Raw genomic sequence first — 24165 nt, 5'->3', positions numbered from 1 at the left:
CACCACGCGAGGAAGGGTTGAGCCGAATGGCGCCCGAGCGCAGTCACCCGTCGGACCCGACACCCCGGTCCGCAGCCGAGCCGATCGCCGTGATCGGTCTGAGCTGCCGTTTCCCCGGTGCCGGCGACGCCGACGCCTTCTGGCGTCTGCTCGTCGGCGGCGAGGACGCGATCACCGAGGTGCCCCGGGACCGCTGGGACGCCGACGCCCTCTTCGACGCCGACCTCGCCGAGCCCGGGACGACGAACAGCCGCTGGGGTGGCTTCGTCGACGGGGTGGACCGGTTCGACCCCCACTTCTTCGGCGTCTCCCCGGGTGAGGCGGCCAGCATGGACCCGCAGCACCGCCTGCTGCTGGAGGTCACCTGGGAGGCACTGGAACGGGCCGGGGTCGTCCCGGGGCGGCTCGCCGGCAGCGCCACCGGGGTCTACGTCGGCATCGGCACCGACGACTACGCCCAGGTCGCCTTCGACGACCCGGCCAACCTCAACGCCTACTACGTCACCGGCAACGCGCTCAGCATCGCGGTCAACCGGCTGTCGTACCTGCTCGACCTGCACGGCCCGAGCCTGGCCCTGGACACCGGCTGCTCGTCGTCTCTGGTCGCCGTGCACCTGGCCTGCCAGAGCCTGCGCTCGGGCGAGACCACCGTCGCCCTCGCCGGCGGCGTCAACCTCATGCTCTCGCCGAAGGCCACCATCGGGCTCTCCCAGACCTGGATGATGGCCGCCGACGGGCGCTGCAAGAGCTTCGACGCCGCCGCCGACGGCTACGTGCGCGGCGAGGGCTGCGGGATGGTCGTCCTCAAGCGGCTCGCCGACGCGCGCCGCGACGGCGATCCCGTCCTCGCCGTCATCCGCGGCACCGCCATGAACCAGAACGGACGCGGGGAGGCGCTGACCGCCCCGCACGCCGGCTCCCAGGAGGCCGTCGTCCGCGACGCCCTGCGCGACGCCGGGGTCACCCCCGACCAGGTCGACCTGATCGAGGCGCACGGGGTCGGCACCCCGCTCGCCGACGTGGTCGAGGCGACCGCCCTGACCAGCGTCTTCGGCCCGGGGCGGGACGCCGACCGGCCGTGCGCGCTCGGCTCGGTCAAGACCAACATCGGCCACCTGGAGATGGCCGCCGGCATCGCCAGCCTGATCAAGGTGGTGCTCACCCTCCAGCACGGGACCATCCCCCCGCACCTGCACCTCGACACGGTCAACCCGCAGACCGGGCTGGCCGACGCGCCGTTCGTCCTCCCGGCCACGCCGCTGCCCTGGCCGCGCGCCGACCGCCCCCGCCTCGCCGGGGTCAACTCGTTCGGCCTCGGCGGCGTCAACGTGCACCTGGTCGTCTCCGAACCCCCGGCCGACGTCGCTCCGGTGCCTCCGGCCGGTCGGTCGTCCGGGCCGGCGGCCGTGCTCCCGTCGGTGCGACCGGGCAGCGTCGATGCCGGCGAGCCGGGTGCCGGCGGTGGGCGGCTGGTGCTGCCGCTCTCGGCGCGGAGCGCCGCCGCGCTGCGCGCCCTCGCCGAGCGGTACGTCACCCTGCTGACCGGCCCCGACGCGCCCGACTTCACCGCCGTGTGCGCGACCGCCGCCACCGGCCGTACCCACTTCGCCCACCGGCTCGCCGTCGTCGCCCCCGACGCGCCGACCGCCGCCGACCGACTCACGGCCTGGCTCGCCGGCACCGCCGACCCCGACGTCCACCACGGCGTCGTCGACCCGGCCGAGGTGGTAGCAGGGGACCCCGCCTCATCAAAAACCGGTAGCAGGGGACCCCTGCATACACCCGACGCGAGCAGCCAGGCGGCCCGTTACGTCCACGGCGACGACCCGACCGGACTGGACGCCGGACGGTCGCCCCGGGTGGTCCTGCCGACCTACCCGTTCCAGCGCAAGCGGTACTGGATCGAGTCCCGCCCCGTCGACCGTGCCGAGCGGACGGCACAGGTGCCGGAACTGGTCCGGCTGGTCGCCGGGGCCGTACCGGCCGAGCGCCGGACCCGGCTCGCCGACGCGGTCGCCACCCTGGTCGCCGAGACCCTCGGCACCGAGGAAGACAGCCCGATCGACCCCCGGCAGGGCTTCTTCGACCTCGGCATGACCTCGTTGATGGCGGTCGACCTCCAGAACCGGTTGCAGCGGGCGCTCGGCGACGCGTACCGGCTGCCGCTGACCCTGGTCTTCCAGTACTCGTCGGTCGCCGCCCTGACCGACCATCTCGCCCGCGAGGTGTTCGGGCTGGACACCCCCGCGCCGGCCCGCAGCCTGCCGGCCGCCCCCGCCCTCACCGCCGACGCGCTCGCCGCCCTCTCCGAGGACGAGGCACTGTCGCTGCTGCGCCGACACCTGACCGATGCCGACACCGACCTCTCCCCGGTCAAGCAGGCACTGCTGGCCCTCGGCCGGGACACCGCCGCCCGTCCTCCGCTCGGGGAGCCGATCGCGGTGGTGGGTGTGGGCTGCCGGTTCCCCGGTGGGGTGGACTCACCGGCGGCGTTCTGGGACGTGTTGACGCAGGGCGTGGAGACGGTCGGCGTGGTGCCGGCGGACCGGTGGGACGTGGACGGATTCTTCGATCCGGACCCGGACGCGCCGGGGAAGTCGTACACGCGTGCCGGTCACTTCCTGGCCGGGGTGGACGGGTTCGACGCCGGGTTCTTCGGGGTGTCGCCGCGTGAGGCGGTGAGTCTGGATCCGCAGCAGCGACTGCTGCTGGAGGTGGCCTGGGAGGCCCTTGAGCACGCCGGCCAGGTCCCCGACCAGCTCGCCGGCACCCGTACCGGGGTGTTCGTCGGCCTGATCAGCAACGAGTACATGCAGCTCCAGCTCAAGCTCGGCGATCCCACGATCATCGACACCTACTACGGCACGGGCGGCATCGGCAGCGCCGTCGCCGGACGGCTGTCGTACCTGCTCGGTCTGCACGGGCCCAGCCTGATGGTCGACACGGCGTGTTCGTCGTCCCTGGTCTCGGTGCACCTGGCGTGCCGGAGCCTGCGGTCCGGCGAGTCGGACCTCGCGCTCGCCGCCGGCGTCAACCTCATGATCATTCCGGAGTCGCACATCTTCCTCTCCCGTGCCCGGGCGCTGTCGCCGGACGGCCGGTGCAAGACGTTCGACGCCTCGGCCGACGGTTACGGCCGGGGCGAGGGTTGCGGTGTCGTGGTGTTGAAGCGGTTGTCGGACGCCCAGCGGGACGGGGACCGGGTTCTCGCCGTGATCCGTGGGTCGGCGGTGAACCACGACGGTCCGAGCAGTGGTCTGACGGTGCCGAACGGTCTGGCGCAGCAGGAGCTGATCCGGGCGGCGCTCGCCGACGCCGGGGTCGCGCCCGCCGACGTCGACTACGTCGAGGCCCACGGCACCGGTACGCCCCTCGGCGACCCGATCGAGGTCGCGGCGCTCGGCGCGGTGCTCGGCGAACGCCGTACGCCCGACCGGCCGCTGCGGCTCGGCTCGGTGAAGGCCAACATCGGGCACCTGGAGGCCGCCGCCGGGGTGGCCGGTCTGATCAAGTCGGTGCTGGCACTGCGGCACGGGCACCTGCCACCTCAGCTCAACGTCACCACCGTCAACCCGCGCATCGCGCTCACCGAGATCCCGGCCGAGATCCCCGTCACTGGCACGCCCTGGCCCCGGGGCGACCGGCCCCGGCTCGCCGGCGTGAGCTCCTTCGGGATGAGCGGGACGAACGCCCACCTCATCGTGGGGGAGTCACCTGAGCCGTTCGACCTGGCCGATTCGGTGGTGGAGTCCCGCCGCTCGGTGCACGTGTTGCCGTTGTCGGCGCGGGACGAGGCCGTGTTGCGGGTGGTGGCGCAGCGGTACGTGGACCTGCTGGACAGCGTCGACGCCCCGGATCTCGGGTTGGTGTGCGCGGCGGCTGCGGTGACGCGGAGTCACCTCCCGCACCGTCTCGCCGTGGTGGCTCCGGATTCGGCTACCGCTGTCACCCGGTTGCGGGGCTGGCTCGCGGGCGAGGAGCACCCCTCCGTGACCCACGGGGTGGCACCCACGGGTCGCCGGCCGAGGGTGGGCTGGTTGTTCACGGGTCAGGGTGCGCAGTCGGTGGGGATGGCGCGTGTCCTGTATGAGTCGGAGCCGGTGTTCCGCGCCGAACTGGACCGGTGCGCGGAGTTGCTCGACGGCGAGCTTGAGCGGCCACTGCTGGAGGTTCTTTTTCCGTCCGACGGTACGGATGTGCTCGGTCAGACGGGTTTTACGCAGCCGGTGTTGTTCGCGGTGGAGTGGGCGTTGGCCCGGCTGTGGCGGCACTGGGGTGTCGAGCCGGACGTGGTGCTGGGTCACAGCGTCGGCGAGTTGGTCGCCGCGTGTGTGGCGGGGGTGTTCTCGCTGGAGGACGGGCTGCGCCTGATGGCGTCACGCGGCCGTTTGATGCAGGCGTTGCCGGCGGGTGGGTCGATGGTGGCGGTGTCGCTGTCGGAGGAGAAGGTCCGTCCGTTCCTGGAGAACACCGGTCTGGTCGTGGCGGCGGTGAACGGTCCGGTGGAGACGGTGATCGCCGGCCCGGTGGAGACGTTGGATGCGATCCGGGAGAAGTTCACGGCCGACGGGGTGAAGACGTCCGTCCTGCATGTGTCGCACGCTTTCCACTCACCGTTGATGGCGCCGATGCTTCCCGCCTTTGAAAAGGTCGCCGGGTCGGTGGTGTTCCAGGTCCCGCAGCGGACGTTGGTGTCGAACGTGACCGGTGCGGTGGCCGGGGAGCATGTCGCGTCTGCGGCCTACTGGGTGGAGCACGTGCTGGCTCCGGTGCGGTTCGCCGACGGGATGCGGGCGGTCGTCGCACTGGGTTGTGACGTGGTGCAGGAGGTCGGTCCGCATCCGGTGTTGTTGGCGGCGGGCCGGCAGTGTGTGGACGACGACAGCGCCATGAGCTGGTTGCCGTCGTTGCGGCGGGGCCGGGACGACTGGCAGCAACTGCTGACCGCCGTCGCGGGCCTGTACGCGCAGGGTGTGAACCTGGACTGGAAGGCGATCACCGACGGGATTCCGTCCCGGGCGGTGGACCTGCCCACGTACCCCTTCCAACGCCGACGCTACTGGGTCGACACGTCCCGCCTGCCCCAGCTGCGGGGCAGCGACGACAGCGACTGGCTCTACCAGGTGGACTGGCGGCCTCAGGACATCACGGCTACGCAGGACGAAAGCGGTCCCGGCCAGTGGTTGGTCTTCGCGGACGCCGGTGGGGTCGCCGGGTCCGTCGTCGCTGCGCTCCGGGCCCGGGGCGACCGATGTCACCTGGTCCACGCCGGTGACCGGTACGCGGCCCTGGGCGACGACGTCTGGCAGGTCGCACCCGGACAGCCGGACCACTTCCGCCAGCTCCTCGGGGACACCGGCGCGATCACCGGCGTCGTCCACCTCTGGAGCCTCGACCACGTGTCCGCCGTACCCGAGGACCTGGCCGTGGCCCACGAGCGGATCTGCGCCAGCCTGCTGCACCTGGTGCAGGCCGTCGCCCCGCTCGACCTGGCGGTGTCCCCACGGATCTGGGTCGTCACCAGTGGCGCCCAGGCCGTGGCCGGGGGGCCCGGCCACGGCGCGCCGTACCAGGCGCCGGCCTGGGGGCTGGGCACCGTGATCGGACTCGAACATCCCACCCTGTGGGGCGGGCTGATCGACCTGGATCCCGACGCCGACGATCCGGCTGCCGCCGTGGTCGCCAGCCTCCGGTCGTCCGCAGGTGAGAACCAGATCGCCTGGCGGGGAGGGCGCAGCCACGTCGCCCGGGTCGTCCGTGCCGGCTCCGCGCCGTCGGACGCCCGCCCGACCGTCAGCGCCGACGGCACCCACCTGGTCACCGGTGGTCTGGGCGCTCTCGGGCTGCTGGTCGCCCGGTGGCTGGTCGACCGGGGCGCGCGGCACGTCGTCCTGGTGGGACGGCGGGGGCCGTCGGAGGCGGCCGAGGAGACGCTCCGCGCTCTCACCGGGCAGGGCGTGCGGGTACGCGTGCTGCGGGGGGACGTCGGCCGGGCGGACGACGTACGGGCGATCCTCACCGAGATCGAGACGTCGATGCCGCCGCTGCGGAGCGTCTTCCACGCGGCCGGCGTCCTCGACGACGGGGTCCTGCACCAGCAGAGCTGGGACCGGTTCGAGCGGGTCCTCGCGCCGAAGGTGACCGGTGCCTGGCACCTGCACCAGCTCACCCGCGAGCTTCCGCTGGACCACTTCGTGCTGTTCTCGTCGATCGCCTCCCTGCTCGGCGCACCGGGCCAGGGCAACTACGCGGCGGCGAACGCGTTCCTGGACGCGCTGGCCCACCACCGGCACGCGCTGGGGCTGCCGGCGCTGAGCGTCAACTGGGGCGCGTGGGGCGACTCCGGCATGGCCGCCGCGCTGACCGACCGTGACCAGCAGCGCTGGACCGCCCGGGGCATCGGCGTCATCCCGCCGGAGCGGGGGATCCGGACGCTGGAACGGATCATGGCGTGGCCGGTGCCGCAGGTCGGGGTCGTACCGGTCGACTGGGTCCGCTACGCCGAGCAGTACCCGCTCGGCGCGACCCGCCCCCTGCTGGCCGAACTGGTCCGGCAGGAGCCCACCGCCGACCGGTCGCCGACAGCGTCGGCCGAAGGACCCCGGCTGCGCGAGCGGTACGCGGCCATGCCGGACGCGAAACGCCGTACGGCGCTCACCGAGCACGTGACCGGTGAGCTGGCCCGGATCCTCATGCTCGACGAGGCGTCCCTCGACCCGCAGAAGGGGTTGTTCGACCTCGGGCTGGACTCGCTGATGGCGTTGGAGTTCAAGAACCGGGTGCAGGCCGCCTTCGACCACGAGATGCCCACCACGCTGCTGTTCAACTACCCGACGGTCGACGCGGTCGTCGGCTACCTCGACACGGTGCTCTTCGGACAGCGGCAACCCGAACCCGAGGGCCCGCCCCCGACAGAGCCGGGCGACGACCTCGAAGCGCTGCTGGACAACCTCGAGCAGATGTCGGACGACGAGATCGACCGGCTGTTCACGAACGGATCGACTGCGGAAGGGCAGGCGTAGATGAGCGAGCTACAGGAGAGGCTGGCCAACCTGCCGCCCAAGCGCCTCGCGCTGCTCGTCCTCGACCTGCAGAAGCGCCTCGACGCCCAGAAGCGGTCCGCGCCCGAGCCGATCGCCGTGGTCGGTGTGGGGTGCCGGTTCCCCGGTGGGGTTGACTCGCCGGCGGCGTACTGGGACGTGTTGACGCAGGGCGTGGATACGGTCGGTGAGGTGCCGGCGGACCGGTGGGACGTGGACGCGTTCTTCGACGCCGACCCGGACGCCCCCGGGAAGATGTACACGCGTGCCGGTCACTTCCTGGCCGGTGTCGACGGGTTCGACGCCGGGTTCTTCGGGGTGTCGCCGCGTGAGGCGGTGAGTCTGGATCCGCAGCAGCGGTTGCTGCTGGAAGTCGCCTGGGCGGCCCTGGAGGACGCCGGGCAGGTGCCGGCCCGGTTGGCGGGCAGCCGTACCGGGGTGTTCGTCGGCATCGGCACCGACGACTACTCGCTGCTGCTGCGCTCCGCCGATCCGGCCGGCATGGACGCGTACACCGGCACCGGTAACGCCTTCAGCGTCGCCGCGGGGCGGCTGTCGTACCTGCTGGGGTTGCAGGGACCGAGCATGGCCGTGGACACGGCGTGCTCGTCGTCGCTGGTGGCGGTGCACCTGGCGTGTCGGAGCCTGCGGTCCGGCGAGTCGGATCTCGCGCTCGCCGCCGGGGTCCACCTGGTCCTGACCCCCGAGGGCACCATCTACCTCTCCCGGACGAAGGCGCTGTCGCCGGACGGCCGGTGCAAGACGTTCGACGCCTCGGCCGACGGTTACGGCCGGGGTGAGGGTTGCGGTGTGGTGGTGTTGAAGCGGTTGTCGGACGCCCAGCGGGATGGGGACCGGGTTCTCGCGGTGATCCGTGGGTCGGCGGTGAACCACGACGGTCCGAGCAGTGGTCTGACGGTGCCGAACGGGTTGGCGCAGCAGGAGTTGATCCGGGCGGCGCTCGCCGATGCCGGAGTCGCGCCGGGTGACGTCGACTACGTCGAGGCACACGGCACCGGCACCTCGCTCGGCGACCCGATCGAGGTCGACGCGTTGGCTGCCGCCCTCGGCAGGGACCGGCCAGCGGATGGTCCGCTGCTGGTGGGTTCGGTCAAGACGAACATCGGGCACCTGGAGGCCGCCGCCGGGATCGCCGGCCTGATCAAGGTGGTGCTGGCGTTGCGGCACGAACAGGTGCCGTCGCACCTGCACCTCCGTACGCCGAACCCGCACATCCCCTGGGACCGGATCCCGATCGAGGTCGCCACCGGCACCCGGACGTGGCCGAGAGGCGGGAAGCCCCGGGTCGCGGGCGTGAGTTCGTTCGGGATGAGCGGGACCAACGCCCATCTCGTCGTGGCCGAGGCACCCGCCGTGCCGGAGACCACCGAAGCACGGACCCCGAACCGTTCGGCGTACGTGCTGCCGTTGTCGGCGCGCGACGACGCCGCGCTGCGGGTGGTGGCGCAGCGGTACGCCGACCTGTTGGACGGTGCCGACGCTCCCGATCTCGCCTCGGTGTGCGCGGCGGCTGCGGTGACGCGCAGTCACTTCCCGCACCGTCTGGCGGTGGTGGCCCCGGACTCGACGACGGCGGTGTCCCGGCTGCGGGGTTGGCTGGCCGGTGCCGAGGACCGGTCGGTGGTGCACGGTGTGGTGCCGGTGGGTCGCCGCCCCCGGGTGGGCTGGTTGTTCACCGGTCAGGGCGCGCAGTTTGTCGGGATGGCGCGTGCCCTGTACGACTCCGAGCCGGTGTTCCGCGCCGAGCTGGACCGGTGCGCGGAGCTGCTGGCGGCTGACCTCGAACGGCCGTTGCTGGACGTCCTCTTCCCGGCCGACGGCACCGACGTGCTCGATCGGACGGGGTTCACGCAGCCGGTGTTGTTCGCCCTGGAGTGGGCGCTCGCCCGCCTGTGGCGGCACTGGGGTGTCGAGCCGGACGTGGTCCTGGGTCACAGCGTCGGCGAGCTGGTGGCCGCGTGTGTGGCCGGCGTGCTGACGCTGGAGGACGGGCTGCGGTTGGTGGCGGCTCGGGGCCGGTTGATGCAGGCGTTGCCGGCGGGTGGGTCGATGGCGGCGGTGCCGTTGCCGGAGAACGAGGTCCGTCCGCTGCTGGACGGTACCGGTCTGGTCGTGGCGGCGGTGAACGGTCCGGTGGAGACGGTGATCGCCGGCCCCGCCGACGTGCTGGACGCGGTCCGGGCGAAGTTCACGGCCGACGGGGTGAAGACCACGGCGTTGCATGTCTCGCACGCGTTCCACTCACCGCTGATGGCGCCGATGATCCCGGCGTTCCGGGCGACGGTCCAGGGGATCAGCCCCCAGGGTCCGCGGTGCACGGTCGTGTCGAACGTGACCGGCGAGGTGGCCGACACCGGGTACGGCTCGGCGGACTACTGGATCGAGCACGTGTCGGCTCCGGTGCGGTTCGCCGACGGGATGCGGGCGGTCCTCGCACAGGGTTGTGACGTCGTGCAGGAGGTCGGTCCGCATCCGGTGTTGTTGGCGGCGGGTCGGCAGTGTGTGGACGACGACGGGTCGGTGCGGTGGTTGCCGTCGTTGCGGCGCGGCCGGGACGACCGGCAGCAACTGCTGACCGCCGTCGCGGGCCTGTACGCGCAGGGCGTCGACCTGGACTGGAAAGCGATCACCGATGGCATCCCCACCCGGACGGTGGAGCTGCCCCTGTATCCCTTCCAACGCCAGCGCTACTGGTCGCCGGCTGCTTCCCGTCGGCCCCGGAACCTGCCCGTCGGGGACGGCGGCCACCCGCTGCTCGGGCGGAACCTCTCGTCGCCCGCGCTCACCGGCACGGTCTACGAGACGGTGCTCAACCCGCTGTCCCACCCGCTGCTCACCGAGCACCGGATCTACGACCAGATCGTGGTGCCCGGTGCCCACCACCTGGTGATGCTGGCCGCCGCCGTCGAAGGCCGGAACGCCGCCCCGGCCCTGACCGACGTCGTCTTCCCGCAGCCGATGCTGCTCGGCGCGGAGGAGGACCGGATCGTCCAGGTCGTCCTCGCCCCTTCCGCCGAGCAGGACGGGCCGATCCAGTTGGTCAGTCGGAGCGCCGACGAGCAGACCTGGACGACCCATGCCACCGGCACCCTGGGCGAGGCGCCGCCGGCCGACGACGAAGCGCACGAGACGCCGACGGCGATCCGGGAGCGGTGCGCACCCGACCCGGACTACGTCGACTGGTTCTACGACACCGGCTGGCGGGACGGCCTCGAACTGGAGTCGGGTTTCCGGTGGCAGAGCCGGATCTGGCGACGCGACGGCGAGGCCCTGTGCCAGATGCGCGCCGTGTGGGACACCGACCGCCACGAGCGGTACGCCCTCCACCCGGGCCTGGTCGACGCCAGCTTCCAGATCGTCGGCGCGACCCTGCCGACCGCCGGCCGCGAGTTCCGCGTGTACGTGCCGCTCGGCGTGGACCGGTTCCGGCTGCACCGCGCCGTCGAGGGGCAGCTCTGGGGCCACGCCCGACTGCGACCCGGCAGCGACCCGAACGACGAGACGCTCACCGCTGACGTCCGGCTGGTCGACGACGAGGGTCGCCTCGTCGCCGAGTCGTACGGCCTGCACCTGAAGCGGGCCGAACGGTCGGCGCTGCTGCGCGCCGGTCAGTCCCGCGACACCGGGATGTTCCACGAGGTGGCCTGGCGGCCCGAGCCGTTGCCGACCCCCACAGCGGACACCCCTGGGCGCTGGCTGGTCTACGCCGACCGGCCCGGTGTCGGTACGGCGCTGGCGGAGCGACTCCGCAGCCGTGGGCAGCAGGTCGTCCTCGCCCAGCCGGGTCCGTCCCCGGCGCCCCTGGACGACGGGACCTGGCAGCTCGACCCGACCGACCCGGCCCGGCTCACGGCGCTGCTCGGCACGGTCACCGCCGATCGGACCGTCCCGTTCCGGGGCGCGGTGCTGCTGTGCGGGGCCGCTACGGGCGGGGACGAGCCGCAGCTGTCCGACCTCACCGCCGACCAGGCGTCGACGCTGCGTACCGCGCTGCACCTCCTGCGAGGGCTGGCGACCATCGAGGGTGGGGGTGCGCCGCCGAAGCTCCACCTGGTCACCCGGGGCGCGTGTGCGACCACCGTCGGCTCGCCCGTGACGGTGGCGCAGACACCGCTCTGGGGTCTGGGCAACGTCGTCGAACTGGAACACCCCGAACTGTGGGGCGGACAGGTCGACCTGGACCCCGCCGCCACCGACGCGGACGCGGCAACCGCCCTGCTCGGCGAACTTCTCGCCCCGTCGACCGGGGACCGGGTCGCCGTACGGGGGCCGGAGCGGCTGGTCGCCCGACTCGTACCGCAGCAGGTCACGCCCGCGCCGGAGGCGGCGGCCGTCCACGCCGACGCGACGTACCTGGTGACGGGTGGTCTCGGCGCGCTCGGCCTGACCGTCGCGCGGTGGCTGGTGGCACGTGGCGCCCGGCACCTGGTCCTCGTCGGCCGACGCGAGCCCACCGGCGAGGTCGTGACCGCGCTCGACGTGCTGCGGGAGTCGGGCGCCGAGGTCACCGTCGCCTCGGCGGACGTCGCCCGACCGGACGACGTGGCGCGACTCGTCGCGGCGGTCCCGGCCGACCGGCCGCTGCGCGGCGTGGTGCACGCGGCCGGTGTCCTGGCCGACGGCGTGCTGCTCCAGCAGCCCTGGGAGGAGTTCGTCCGGGTGCTGGTGCCCAAGGTCGACGGTGGGTGGAACCTGCACCGGGCGACCCGGGACCTGCCGCTCGACTTCTTCGTGCTGTTCTCGTCGGCGGCGTCCCTGCTCGGCACCACCGGTCAGGCCAACTACGCGGCAGCCAACGCCTTCCTCGACGGGCTGGCCCACCACCGCCGGTCACAGGGCCTACCGGCGACCAGCGTCAACTGGGGACCGTGGACCGAGGCCGGCATGGCGGCCCGCGCCGGCCAGGCGGCGGGACGGTGGGCCGCCCAGGGCATCGGCGGGATCACCCCCGAGCAGGGCATCGAGGCGCTGGATGAGATCCTGCGCGCCGACCCGGTCCAGGTGGGTGTCCTGCCGGTGACCTGGTCGACGTACCTGCGTCGGTTCACGCCCGACGGCACACCGGCACTGCTGCGGGAACTGGCCCGCACGTCACGCGGCCCCGAGCCTCGTACGGCCGCGTCGCGGCCGGCGGACCGGCTGCCCGAACGGCTCGCCGCGGCCCCGCCGCAGGACCGCCTCGACCTGCTGCGCGGGCACGTACGTGACCAGGTGGTGGCGGTGCTCGGCCTGCCGGCGACGTACCACCTGGAACCCCGGCAGAAGTTCTTCGAGATCGGCCTCGACTCGTTGATGGCGATCGAACTGAAGAACACGTTGCAGGGTCAGCTCGGGCGGACGCTGCCCTCGACGGTCGTCTTCGAGTACCCGACCGTCGAGGCCCTCACCGAATACCTGGCCCGCGACGTCCTCGCCCTGGAACTGGACGTGACGGAGGAACCGGCGCCGGAGCCGTCCGCCCGGTCCTCGGAGACCGTCGAGCGTCTCAAGGACCTCTCCGAGGACGCCCTGGAAGACCTGTTGGCGAAGAAGCTCGCATCTCTTGCGGAGCGGAGAAGGAAATGACCGAAGACCCGACGCGCGGCGAGCAGTCCGCGCTCCTGCGTGCGTTCGTCGCCATCGAGGAACTGGAAGCCGAGCTGGACGAGGTCCGGCGGGCCCAGCACGAACCGATCGCCATCATCGGCGCGAGCTGCCGCTTTCCCGGCGGCGGTGACGGCCTGGCCGCCTTCTGGCGGGTGCTGCGCGACGGCGTGGACGCGGCCGGCGAGGTGCCCCCGGACCGCTGGAACCTGGCGGACTTCTACCACCCGGACCCGGACCGGCCCGGCCGCATGTACACCCGGGAGGGGCACTTCGTCGACGGGGTCGACCAGTTCGACCCGGCCTTCTTCGGCATCGCCCCGCGGGAGGCCGCCAGCCTCGACCCGCAGCAGCGGATGCTGCTGGAGGTGTCCTGGGAGGCCCTGGAGCACGCCGGTCAGGTGCCGGACCGTCTCGTCGGAACGCCGACCGGGGTCTTCGTCGGCATCATGACCAACGACTACCTCCAGTTGCAGACCGGCGCGGGCGACCCCACCCAGCTCGACCTGTACGCCGGCACTGGCAACGACCTGAGCTTCCCGGCCGGGCGGCTGTCGTACCTGCTCGGGTTGCAGGGGCCGAGCATGGCCGTCACCACCGCGTGCTCGTCGTCGCTGGTGGCGCTGCACCTGGCGACCCGGAGCCTGCGCGCGGGCGAAACCGACCTGGCCCTGGTCGGCGGGGTCAACGCGATGCTCGCGCCGGACGCGTTCGTCACGCTGTCGAAGATGAAGGCCCTCGCCGTGGACGGCCGGTGCAAGACCTTCGACGCCTCCGCCGACGGTTACGGCCGGGGCGAGGGCTGTGGCGTGGTGGTGCTGAAGCGGTTGTCGGACGCCCAGCGCGACGGTGACCGGGTGCTCGCGGTCGTGCGGGGCACCGCCGTGAACCACGACGGCCCGAGCGGCGGCCTGACCGTCCCGAACGGCCTGGCGCAACAGGACCTGATCCGGGCAGCCCTCGCCGACGCCGGCGTCGAGCCGGGCGACGTCGACTACGTGGAGGCGCACGGCACCGGCACCTCGCTGGGCGACCCGATCGAGGTGCGCGCCCTCGCCTCGGTGCTCGGCAAGGGCCGGCCGACTGACCGCCCGCTGCTGGTGGGCTCGGTCAAGACCAACATCGGGCACCTGGAGGCCGCCGCCGGGGTGGCCGGTCTGATCAAGCTGGTGTTGGCGTTGCGGCACGAACAGATGCCGTCGCACCTGCACTTCCGTACGCCGAACCCGCACATCGACTGGGACGGCCTCCCGGTCCGGGTCCCGGTCGCCCCGACCCCCTGGCCCCGAAGCGAGCGCCCCCGCGTCGCCGGCCTCAGCTCCTTCGGCATGAGCGGGACCAACGCCCACGTCGTCGTCGGCGAGGCACCGGAGCCGGCGGCTTCGTCGGAGGTGCCCGGTCGTTCGGCGTACGTGTTGCCGTTGTCGGCGCGGGACGAGGCCGCGTTGCGGGTGGTGGCGCAGCGGTACGTGGATCTGCTGGACGGTGTCGACGCCCCTGACCTCGGGTTGGTGTGTGCGGCGGCTGCGGTGACTCGTAGTCACTTCCCGCACCGTCTGGCGGTGGTGGCTCGGGATTCGGCCACCGCTGTCGTCCGGTTGCGGGGTTGGTTGGCGGGTGAGGAGGACCGGTCGGTCGTCCATGGCGTGGTGCCTGCCGGTCGCCGGCCGAGGGTGGGCTGGTTGTTCACGGGTCAGGGTGCGCAGTCGGTGGGGATGGCGCGTGTCCTGTACGAGTCGGAGCCGGTGTTCCGCGCCGAGTTGGACCGGTGCGCGGAGTTGCTGGCGGGGGAGCTCGAACGGCCGCTGTTGGAGGTGCTCTTCCCGTCCGACGGCACGGATGTGCTGGATCAGACGGGGTTCACGCAGCCGGTGTTGTTCGCGGTGGAGTGGGCGTTGGCCCGGCTGTGGCGGCACTGGGGTGTCGAGCCGGACGTGGTGCTGGGTCACAGCGTCGGTGAGCTTGTCGCGGCGTGTGTGGCGGGGGTGTTCTCGCTGGAGGGCGGGCTGCGTCTGGTGGCGTCACGTGGCCGTTTGATGCAGGGTTTGCCGGCGGGTGGGTCGATGGTGGCGGTGTCGCTGCCGGAGGAGAGGGTCCGTCCGTTCCTGGACGGCACCGGTCTGGTCGTGGCGGCGGTGAACGGTCCGGTGGAGACGGTGATCGCCGGCCCGGTGGAGGCGCTGGATGCGATCCGGGAGAAGTTCACGGCCGACGGGGTGAAGACCACGGCGTTGCACGTCTCGCACGCCTTCCATTCGCCGTTGATGGCGCCGATGATCCCGGCGTTCCAGGAGGTCGCCGGGTCGGTGGGGTTCCGGTCGCCGCAGCGGACGCTGGTGTCGAACGTGACCGGCCGGACCGCCGACGATCGGGTCGCGTCTGCGGCCTACTGGGTGGAGCACGTGTCGGCTCCGGTGCGGTTCGCCGACGGGATGCGGGCGGTCGTCGCACTGGGTTGTGACGTGGTGCAGGAGGTCGGTCCGCATCCGGTGTTGTTGGCGGCGGGCCGGCAGTGTGTGGACGACGACAGCGCCATGAGCTGGTTGCCGTCGTTGCGGCGGGGCCGGGACGACTGGCAGCAACTGCTGACCGCCGTCGCGGGCCTGTACGCGCAGGGTGTGAACCTGGACTGGAAGGCGATCACCGGCGGAATCCCGTCCCGGGCGGTGGACCTGCCCACGTACCCCTTCCAACGCCAACGCTACTGGTCGGCGCCCGCGCCGGGCAGCCAGACCCGCCGTCGGGCGGGCGACCACCCGCTGCTCGGTCAACGGCTGCGGACGCCCTCGCTGCGGGACACGGTCTTCGAGGCGTCCCTGAGCGCGGCGACCTACCCGCTCCTGGCCGAGCACAAGCTGCACGACCAGCTCGTGGTGCCAGGCGCGCATCACGTCGCCATGCTCCTGGCGGCGGGAACCGAAAGCGGCACCCCGGCCCCTGCCCTGCGGGACGTCCTGTTCGCCCAACCGTTGGTGCTGCCGGACCGGGGTGAGCGTCCGGTGCAGACGGTCGTCACGGCGGCGGACGGCACCGCGCGACTGGTGACCTTCGACGACCCGGACTGGACGGAGTACGTCACGGCCCGGCTCGACCCGGACGGCGAACCGGGACCGACGCCACCGGACCTGGACGGGATCGCCGCACGCTGCGACCGGTCCCTCGACGACCTCGACACCTTCTACCGCCGGGTCACCGACGCCGGGCTGGACCTCGGGCCGAGCTTCCGTTGGCTGGACCGGGTCCACGCCGGTGACGGAGTGGCGGTGAGCGACATCCGGCTGCCTGGCCAGCTCGACCCGACCGTGCCCTACCCGGTGCATCCCGGGCTGCTGGACGCCTGCTTCCAACTGCTGGGCCTGACCCGGCCACAACCGGAGGACGGCCTGTCGATCCACGTCCCGTTCCGGGTGGAGCGGCTGCGGGCCGTCCCGTCCACCGATGCGGAGCTGCGGGCGTACGCCTGGAGCAGCGGGTCCACCACCGGGGAGGTCGTCGGGGACGTCGTGGTGGTGGACCGCGCCGGCCGGCTGGTCGTGGAGCTGCGCGGCCTGCGGCTGCGGCACGTCGACCCGGCGGCGCTACGCCGCGCCCCGGCCCGGACCGACGACCTGCGCTACGAGATCACGTGGCCGGTCGCCGGCCCGGCCGAGCCCGCCGAGGCCCCCGCCGGACCGGGTGCCTGGCTGGTCTTCGGCGACGCGGACGGGCTCGGCCGGGAACTGGCGGCCCGGCTGACCGCCGAGGGGCACACCTGCACCCTCGTCCGGCCCGGTACGGCGTTCGCCCAGGACGACGCGCAGTCGTACCGGATCGACCCGGCCCGCCCGGAGGACGTCACCCGGCTGCTCGACGCGGTCGGCGCCGTCGACTGGCGGGGCGTGCTGCACCTGTGGGCGCTGGACACGCCCGCCGACCCCGACGTCGACCTGGCGACCCTCCAGGACGCCCAGTCGACCACGCTGCGCAGCACCCTGCACCTGGTCCGGGCCCTGGCGACCCGCAGCCGGTCGCCCCGGACGTACCTGGTGACCCGGGGCGCGCAGGCGGTCGGCGAGCCGGCCGGACCGCTGGCGCTGGCGCAGGCCCCGCTGTGGGGGCTGGCCGGCGCGGTTGCCCTGGAACACCCCGAGCTGCGCTGCACCAGGATCGACCTCGACCCGACCGGCGATCCGGCCGCCGACCTCGCGTTCCTGACCGCCGAGCTGCGGGCCGACGGCCGGGACGACCAGGTCGTCCGGCGCGGCGACCAGCGGCACGTGGCCCGCCTGGCCCGCTGCGCGGCGGACGACGGCGACCGGCCGCTGGCGTTGCCCAGCGTCGAGTCGTTCCGGCTCGACGTGGCGACCCCCGGGGTGCTGGACCAGCTGGTGTTCCGGCCGGTGGCCCGGCAGGCACCGGCGGCCGGCCAGGTGGAGCTGCGGGTCCGGGCGACCGGCCTGAACTTCCGCGACGTGCTCAACGCGCTCGGCATGTACCCGGGTGAGGCGGGACCGCTCGGCCTGGAGTGCGTCGGCGAGGTGGTGGCGCTCGGCGCGGACGTGCGCGGGCTCGCGGTGGGGGACCGGGTGGTGGCCCTGGCCCCGGCGAGCTTCGGCAGCTTCGTGACCGTCGACGCCGACCTGGTGGCCCCGCTGCCGGCGGTGGTCGGGGACGCCGACGGGGCGACCATCCCGGTGACCTTCCTGACCGCCCTGTACGCGCTGGAGCACATCGCCCGGCTCGGCCCGGGGCAGCGGGTGCTGGTCCACGCGGCGGCCGGCGGGGTGGGCCTGGCCGCAGTGCAGCTCGCCCAGGCGGTCGGCGCCGAGGTATACGCGACGGCGAGCCCCGCCAAGTGGCCGGTGCTGCAACGACTGGGCGTCCGGCACCTGTCGAACTCGCGGACCCTGACGTTCGCCGACGAGATCCGCGCATGGACCGGCGGTGCTGGCGTCGACGTGGTCCTCAACTCGCTGACCGGGGACTTCATCGTCGAGAGCCTGCGCCTGCTGCGCCCCGGCGGGCGGTTCGTCGAGATCGGCAAGCGGGAGATCTGGTCGGCCGACCAGGTGACCCGGCTCCGGGACGACGTCACCTACACCGCGTTCGACCTGGTGGAGCTCTCCCGGGACGAGCCGGCGACGGTGCGTGCCCTGCTGGGCGAGCTGATGCGGCGGTTCGCCGCCGGCACGCTCCAGCCGCTGCCGTGCCGGGTGTTCGGGCTGACCCGGGCGGTCGACGCGTTCCGGTACATGGCGCAGGCCCGGCACGTCGGCAAGATCGTCGTCAGCCACGACGACGCCACCGTGCCGCCGGAGGCCGACGACCTGGTCCGCGCCGACGGGGCGTACCTGATCACGGGTGGTCTGGGCGGGCTTGGCCTGCACGTGGCGCGCTGGCTGGTCGACCGGGGTGCCCGCGCCCTGGTGCTGGTGGGCCGCAGCGGCGTCACCGACGCCAACCGGGCGGACGTGGCGGCGCTGCGCGACGCCGGCGCCCGGGTCGAGGTGGTCCGCGCCGACATCGCCCGCCCGGACGAGGTGACCCGGCTGGTCGACGAGGTCACCGCGACCCTGCCGCCGCTGCGCGGGGTCGTCCACGCGGCCGGCGTGCTGGACGACGGCATCCTGCTCCAGCAGGAGTGGCCGCGCTTCGAGCGGGTGCTCGGGCCGAAGCTCGCCGGGGCGTGGAACCTGCACCACGCCACCCGCGGCCTCGACCTGGACTTCTTCGTGCTGTTCTCGTCGGTCGCCTCGATGCTCGGTTCCGCCGGGCAGGGCAACTACGCGGCCGGAAACGCCTTCCTCGACCTGCTGGCCGCCGAACGGCGGCGGCAGGGGCTGCCGGGGCTGAGCGTCAACTGGGGTCCGTGGCGGGGCGCGGGCATGGCCGCCCGCGTCGACGACGACCGGCAGTGGGCGCTGCGCGGCATGGGACTGATCGACCCGGAGCGGGGGGTCGCCGAGTTGGCGGCGGCGCTCGGCCAGCCCCGCGCGCAGGTGGGTGTCGTCGCCATCGAGTGGGGCGCCTACCTGCGGCAGTACCCGACCGGGCTGCGGCCCCCGCTGCTGGACGACATGGCCGCGACCACGGCGGACGCGGGGGCTCCGGCGGCGGGTGGCGCCGACCACCGGGCGCTGCTGACCCTGCTGGCCGACGCGGCCCCCGACGACCGGCCCGACCTGATCGTGGGGCACGTGCGGGACCTGGCGGCCCGGGTGCTCGGCCTGACCGCCGCGCACACCCTGGACACCCGGCGTCCGCTCAACGAACTCGGCCTGGACTCGCTGATGGCGGTGGAGTTGCGCAACGCGCTCAGCCTCAGCGTCGACCGGTCGCTGCCCGCGACGGTGCTCTTCGACTACCCGACCGTCGAGGCGCTGGCCGGATTCGTCGCCGGGGAACTCCAGCCCGCCGAACCGGCCGAACCGACCGGCCCGCCCCCGACCCGGACGGCGGCGGCGGTCGTCGACACGGATCGGGACGCCTGGCTCGCGGAGATCGAACAGCTCTCCGACGCCGAGGTCGAAGCCCTCCTGGAGCAGGAACTCTCCCAGCCACGGAACAGGAACCACCATGAGTGACAGCGCCGCCCGTACGGACCATCTGACCCCGCTGCAACGGGCGCTGCTCGGCATCCGCGAGCTGCGCGCCCAACTCGCCGAGGTGGAGCGCGCCAGGACCGAGCCGATCGCGGTGATCGGCATGGGCTGCCGGCTGCCCGGCGGCGCGAACGACCCGGAGTCGTTCTGGCGGTTGCTGCGTGACGGCCGGGACGTGATCCGGGAGATGCCCACCGACCGCTGGGACACCGACGCGTACTTCGACCCGGACCCGGAGGCGCCCGGGAAGATGAGCACCCGCTGGGGTGGCTTCCTCGACGGGATCGACGGCTTCGACCCGGGGTTCTTCGGCATCTCGCCGTGGGAGGCGGCGAACATGGACCCCCAGCAGCGGCTGATGCTGGAGGTGGCGCAGGAGGCGTTCGACGACGCCGGCCAGCTGCGTGACCAGTTGCAGGGCAGCCGCACCGGCGTGTTCGTCGGTCTGGCGCACAGCGAGTACGGCTGGCTGAACTTCAACAACCCCGACCTGGCGAACGTCTACACCGCGACCGGCTCGTTCGGCTCGATCGTGGCGAACCGGTTGTCGTACGTCTACGACCTGCGCGGCCCCAGCTACACCATGGACGCGGTCTGCTCGTCGTCGCTGCTGGCCGTGCACCAGGCGTGCGAGAGCCTGCGCAGCGGCGACTGCACGATGGCCCTGGCCGGCGGGGCGGGGCTGTTCCTCAAGCCGGAGGGCTTCGTCTGGTTCACCAAGCTCGGCGTGATGTCACCGGACGGCCGGTGCAAGGCGTTCGACGCCCGGGGCGACGGCATCGTGCTCGGCGAGGGCGTGGCGGCGGTGGTGCTCAAGACGCTGTCCCGGGCGATCGAGGACGGTGACCCGATCTACGCGGTGCTGCGCGGCAGCGCGGTCGTGCAGGACGGCCGCAGCAACGGCCTGACCGCGCCGAGCCGGCTGTCGCAGGAGGCGATGCTGCGCGAGGCGTACGAGCGGGCCGGCGTGGACCCGGCGGCGGTGCAGTACGTCGAGGCGCACGGCACCGGCACCATCCTCGGCGACCCGATCGAGGCGCAGGCGCTCGGCACGGTCCTCGGGTCCCGCCGGGACGCCGACCGGCCGCTGATGATCGGCTCGGTCAAGACCAACATCGGGCACCTCCAGATGGTCGGCGGCCTGGCCGGGCTGATCAAGGTGGTGCTGGCGATGAAGCACCGGCAGCTGCCGGCCAGCCTGCACTACACCGAGGGCAACCCGCACATCCCCTTCGACGACTACCGCCTGCGGGTGCAGGCCGCCCCGGGCCCGTGGCCGTACGACGGGCCGCTGCTGGCCGGGGTCACCTCGCTCAGCTTCGGCGGCACCAACGTGCACGTGATCGTCGAGGAGCCGCCCCCGCCGGCCGCCGCCCCGACGTCCGGGGACGACGACCGGGCCCGGCTGCTGCCGCTGTCGGCCCACGACCCGGCCGCGTTGCGTGACCTGGCCGGCGCGGTGGGGAAGTTCGTCGCCGACCCGACCGTCGACCTCGACGACCTCTGCCACACCGCGAGCCTGCGTCGCACCCCGTACGACGAGCGGCTGGCGGTCAGCTTCACCTCCCGTACCGACCTTCAGGGCAAGCTGGCCGCGTTCTCCGACGGCGCGGTGCGGCCCGGCCTCTCCACCGGCGACAAGTCGCAGCACGTCCGGCGGCGGCTGGTCTTCGTCTTCCCCGGGCAGGGCGGCCAGTGGGTCGGCATGGGTCGGCGGCTGCTGGACACCGAGCCGGTCTTTCGGCAGGCCATCGAGGAGTGCGCCGCCGCGCTGGCGTCGTACGTGTCGTGGTCGCTGCTCGACGAGCTGCGCGCCGACGAGGGGACCTCGCAGCTCGACCAGATCGACGTGGTGCAGCCGATGACCTGGGCGGTCCAGGTGGGCCTGGCCGCGCTCTGGCGGTCCTGGGGGATCGTCCCGGACGCGGTGGTCGGGCACTCGATGGGCGAGGTCGCGGCGGCGCACGTCGCGGGCACGCTCAGCCTCGACGACGCGGCCCGGGTGATCTGCCGGCGTAGTTGGCTGGTTCGGCGGATCCGGGGCCGGGGCACGATGGCCGTGGTGGAGCTGCCGCTGGCCGAGGCGCGGGCCGCCATCGCCGGCCTGGAGGACCAGCTCGCCATCGCGGTCAGCAACAGCCCCACCTCCACCGTCCTCTCCGGCGACACCACCGCCGTCGAGACGGTGCTGAAGACGCTCACCGAGCGGGACGTGTTCTGCCGGCAGGTGAAGGTGGACTTCGCCTCGCACAGCCCGCAGGTGGACGAACTCCGTGCCGACCTGCTCGCCGAGCTGCGCGACGTCCGGCCCCGCGAGTCGACGGTGCCGATCCACTCCACGGTCACCGGCCGGCCCACCGACGGGCGGGAGTTCACCGCCGACTACTGGGCCGACAACCTGCGCGAGCCGGTGCTCTTCTCCACCGTGCTTGGCCAGTTGCTGGAGAGCGCGCCGACGGCGGTCATCGAGATCAGCCCGCACCCGATCCTGCTGCCCTCGGTCGAGCAGTGCGCGCGGCACGCCGACCGGCCGGTGGCGGCGCTGCCCTCGTTGCGCCGGGACGAGGACGAGCGGTCCGTGCTGCTCGGTACCCTCGGCGCGCTCTGGACGCTCGGTCACCGGGTGGACTGGCGTCGCCAGCACCCGACCGACCGGCCGGTGCTGCGCCTGCCGTACTACCCGTGGCAGCGGCAACGCTGCTGGCTGGAGTTCGGGTCGACCGGAGCGACGTCGACCGGCCCGGCGGTGGCCGCCGTACCGTCGTCGACCGAGCGGTACTTCCGGGCCGCCGCGCCCGGTGGTGAGCACTTCTGGGAGCTGCCCGTCGACCGGTCCGCCTGGCCGGACCTCGACGACCGACCGGCCGTGCCCGAGGCCGTCCACCTGGACCTGGCGCTCACCGCGGCGGCCTCCCTGGCCGGTACGGCGGCCTGCGCGCTGACCGACGTGACGTTCGAGGCGGCCCAGGGCCCGGGGAGCGTCGCCCAGGTGGCGGTCACCGGCCCACGCGACGGCACCGCCGGGTGGGAGGTGTTCGGCCGACCCGCCGGGGTGGACGGGCCGTGGACCCGGCACGCCCGGGGCGCCCTGCGCACCGTCACCGCCGCCGGGCGGCCGTACCTGCTGCCGCAGGAGACCCCGGACGCGATCCGGCAGCGGTGCGGCACCGAGGTGCCGGGCGACGCGTACCGGAACAGCCGGATCGCGGCGGGGCTGCCCGACAGCGCGGGCGCGCGTACCGTGCGGCGGCTGTGGCGGCGCGACGGCGAACTGCTGGCGCTGCTCGCCGCCCCGGCGGCCGACGGTGGGTCGCCGCTGGACTGGCGGCTGCTGGACGGCGTGTTCGACCTGCTTCCGGTCGTCGCGCCGGACCCGGCCGCCGCCACCGCCGGGTACCGGCCCATGGCCGTCGAGCGGCTGCGGGCGCACCGGCGGGCGACCGGCGAGCTGTGGGCGCACGTCCAGCTCCGCGAGGTCGGCGACGACACGCTCACCGGCGACGTGCGGCTCCTCGACGCCGAGCTGCGTCCGGTCGCCGAGGTGACCGGACTGCGGTCCACGCTCGGCGTCCGCGCGGCCACCCCGGCGGGCGCGCGCACGGTCGCCCCGGCCGCCGTGCCCCGGCTCCGCGCCGCCGGTTCCGGCGGGCCGGTCGACGACCGCGCCACGGCCGGCGCGGCCGACCACGAGGTTGTCACGGCCCCGCCGACCAGTCGGGCCGTGCTGCTGACCGTCGCCCCCGACCGCCGCAAGACGGTCCTCACCGGCTACCTGCGGGAGCAGATCGCGGCGGTGCTGGGACTCCAGCCGCAGCAGCTCGAGGTGGACCAGCCCCTGCTGGGGCTCGGCCTGAACTCGCTGATGGTCTTCGAGCTGCGCAACCGCCTCCGGGTCATGTACGGCACGCAGATCGCCGCCCAGGACTTCCTCTCCGGGATCACCGTCGACCAGATCGTCGGTCACGTCCTGGCCCAGGTGGACGGCCCGGCTCCCGCCCCCGACGGGTCGCCGGCCCCTCCCGACGGGTCGCCGGATCCGGCCGTCGGGGCGGCGGTGCCGCAGTCGGCGTCGGTGCCCCGGACGGTGGTGGCGCGTCGGTCGACCGGTCTGGCCCGGCCGAACGCCGTGGAGGTCAGCACCGACCCCGCCGACTGGCTGGTCCGGGGCGCCCCGGACCTGGACGCCCGACTCCGGCTGTTCTGCCTGCCGTACGCGGGCGGCAACGCGGCGCTGTTCCGCACCTGGCCCGGCGAGCTGCCCGACGGGGTGCAGGTGTGCCCGATCCAGCTCCCCGGCCGGGAGCAGCGGCACCGGGAACCGGCGTTCACCCAGATGTCCGCGCTGGTGCAGACCCTCGGCGCGGTGCTGCGGCCGTACCTCGACCGGCCGTTCGCGCTGTTCGGGCACAGCATGGGCGGACTGGTCGCGTACGAGCTGACCCGGCACCTGCGCCGTCGGGAGCTGCCCGCCCCCGCCCACCTGTACGTCTCGGCGGCCCGTGCCCCGCACCTGCCCGACCTGGAACCGCCGCTGCACCGGCTGCCGGAGGCCCGGCTGATCGAGAAGCTGCGGGCGATGGACGGCACGCCCGAGGAGATGCTCGGCGACCCGGAGACGATCGCGTTGTACCTGCCGGTGCTGCGCGCCGACTTCGCCCTGGTGGAGACCCGCATCCACCAGACCGAGCCGCCGCTGGACGTTCCGCTGACCGTCTTCGGCGGCGAGCGGGACGACAAGGTCACCGAGGAGCAACTCGCCGCCTGGCGGGACCAGACCACCTCCGGGTTCGCCCTGGAGATGCTCCCCGGCGACCACTTCTTCGTCCAGCGGGAGCGCGCCGGACTGCTGGCCGCGCTCTCCGGACGACTCACGCACGACCTGGCGCGGCTCGACGCGCCGCACGTCGCAGTTCCCACCGACAACCGCGTTTCCTAGAAGG

At 73.5% G+C, this 24165-nt stretch carries 4 protein-coding genes; all 4 read left to right on the top strand.

Going from position 1 to position 24165, the window contains the following annotated elements:
* Positions 1–26 precede the first annotated feature (26 nt).
* From GA0070618_RS34405 to GA0070618_RS29150, 4 genes are read left to right on the top strand one after another with little or no spacing between them, the layout of a single operon-like run.
* Positions 27–7022 (top strand): type I polyketide synthase, encoded by a 6996-nt coding sequence (locus tag GA0070618_RS34405; protein WP_088984496.1) that lies wholly within the window; start codon positions 27–29, stop codon positions 7020–7022.
* Positions 7023–12626, top strand: coding sequence for a type I polyketide synthase (locus GA0070618_RS29160; RefSeq protein ID WP_088984495.1), 5604 nt, complete (start codon positions 7023–7025; stop codon positions 12624–12626).
* A complete protein-coding gene (locus tag GA0070618_RS29155; protein ID WP_088984494.1) occupies positions 12623–19207 on the top strand; it encodes a type I polyketide synthase in 6585 nt (2194 codons plus the stop codon). The genes GA0070618_RS29160 and GA0070618_RS29155 overlap by 4 nt, the downstream gene beginning before the upstream one ends.
* Entirely contained in the window at positions 19200–24161 is a 4962-nt protein-coding gene (locus GA0070618_RS29150) for a type I polyketide synthase (protein ID WP_088984493.1), read from the top strand. Before GA0070618_RS29155 ends, GA0070618_RS29150 begins: the two co-directional genes overlap by 8 nt.
* Positions 24162–24165 lie beyond the last annotated feature (4 nt).

Source organism: Micromonospora echinospora (genome assembly GCF_900091495.1).
Lineage (GTDB): Bacteria > Actinomycetota > Actinomycetes > Mycobacteriales > Micromonosporaceae > Micromonospora > Micromonospora echinospora.
This window is presented reverse-complemented; position numbering and strand designations above follow the sequence as displayed.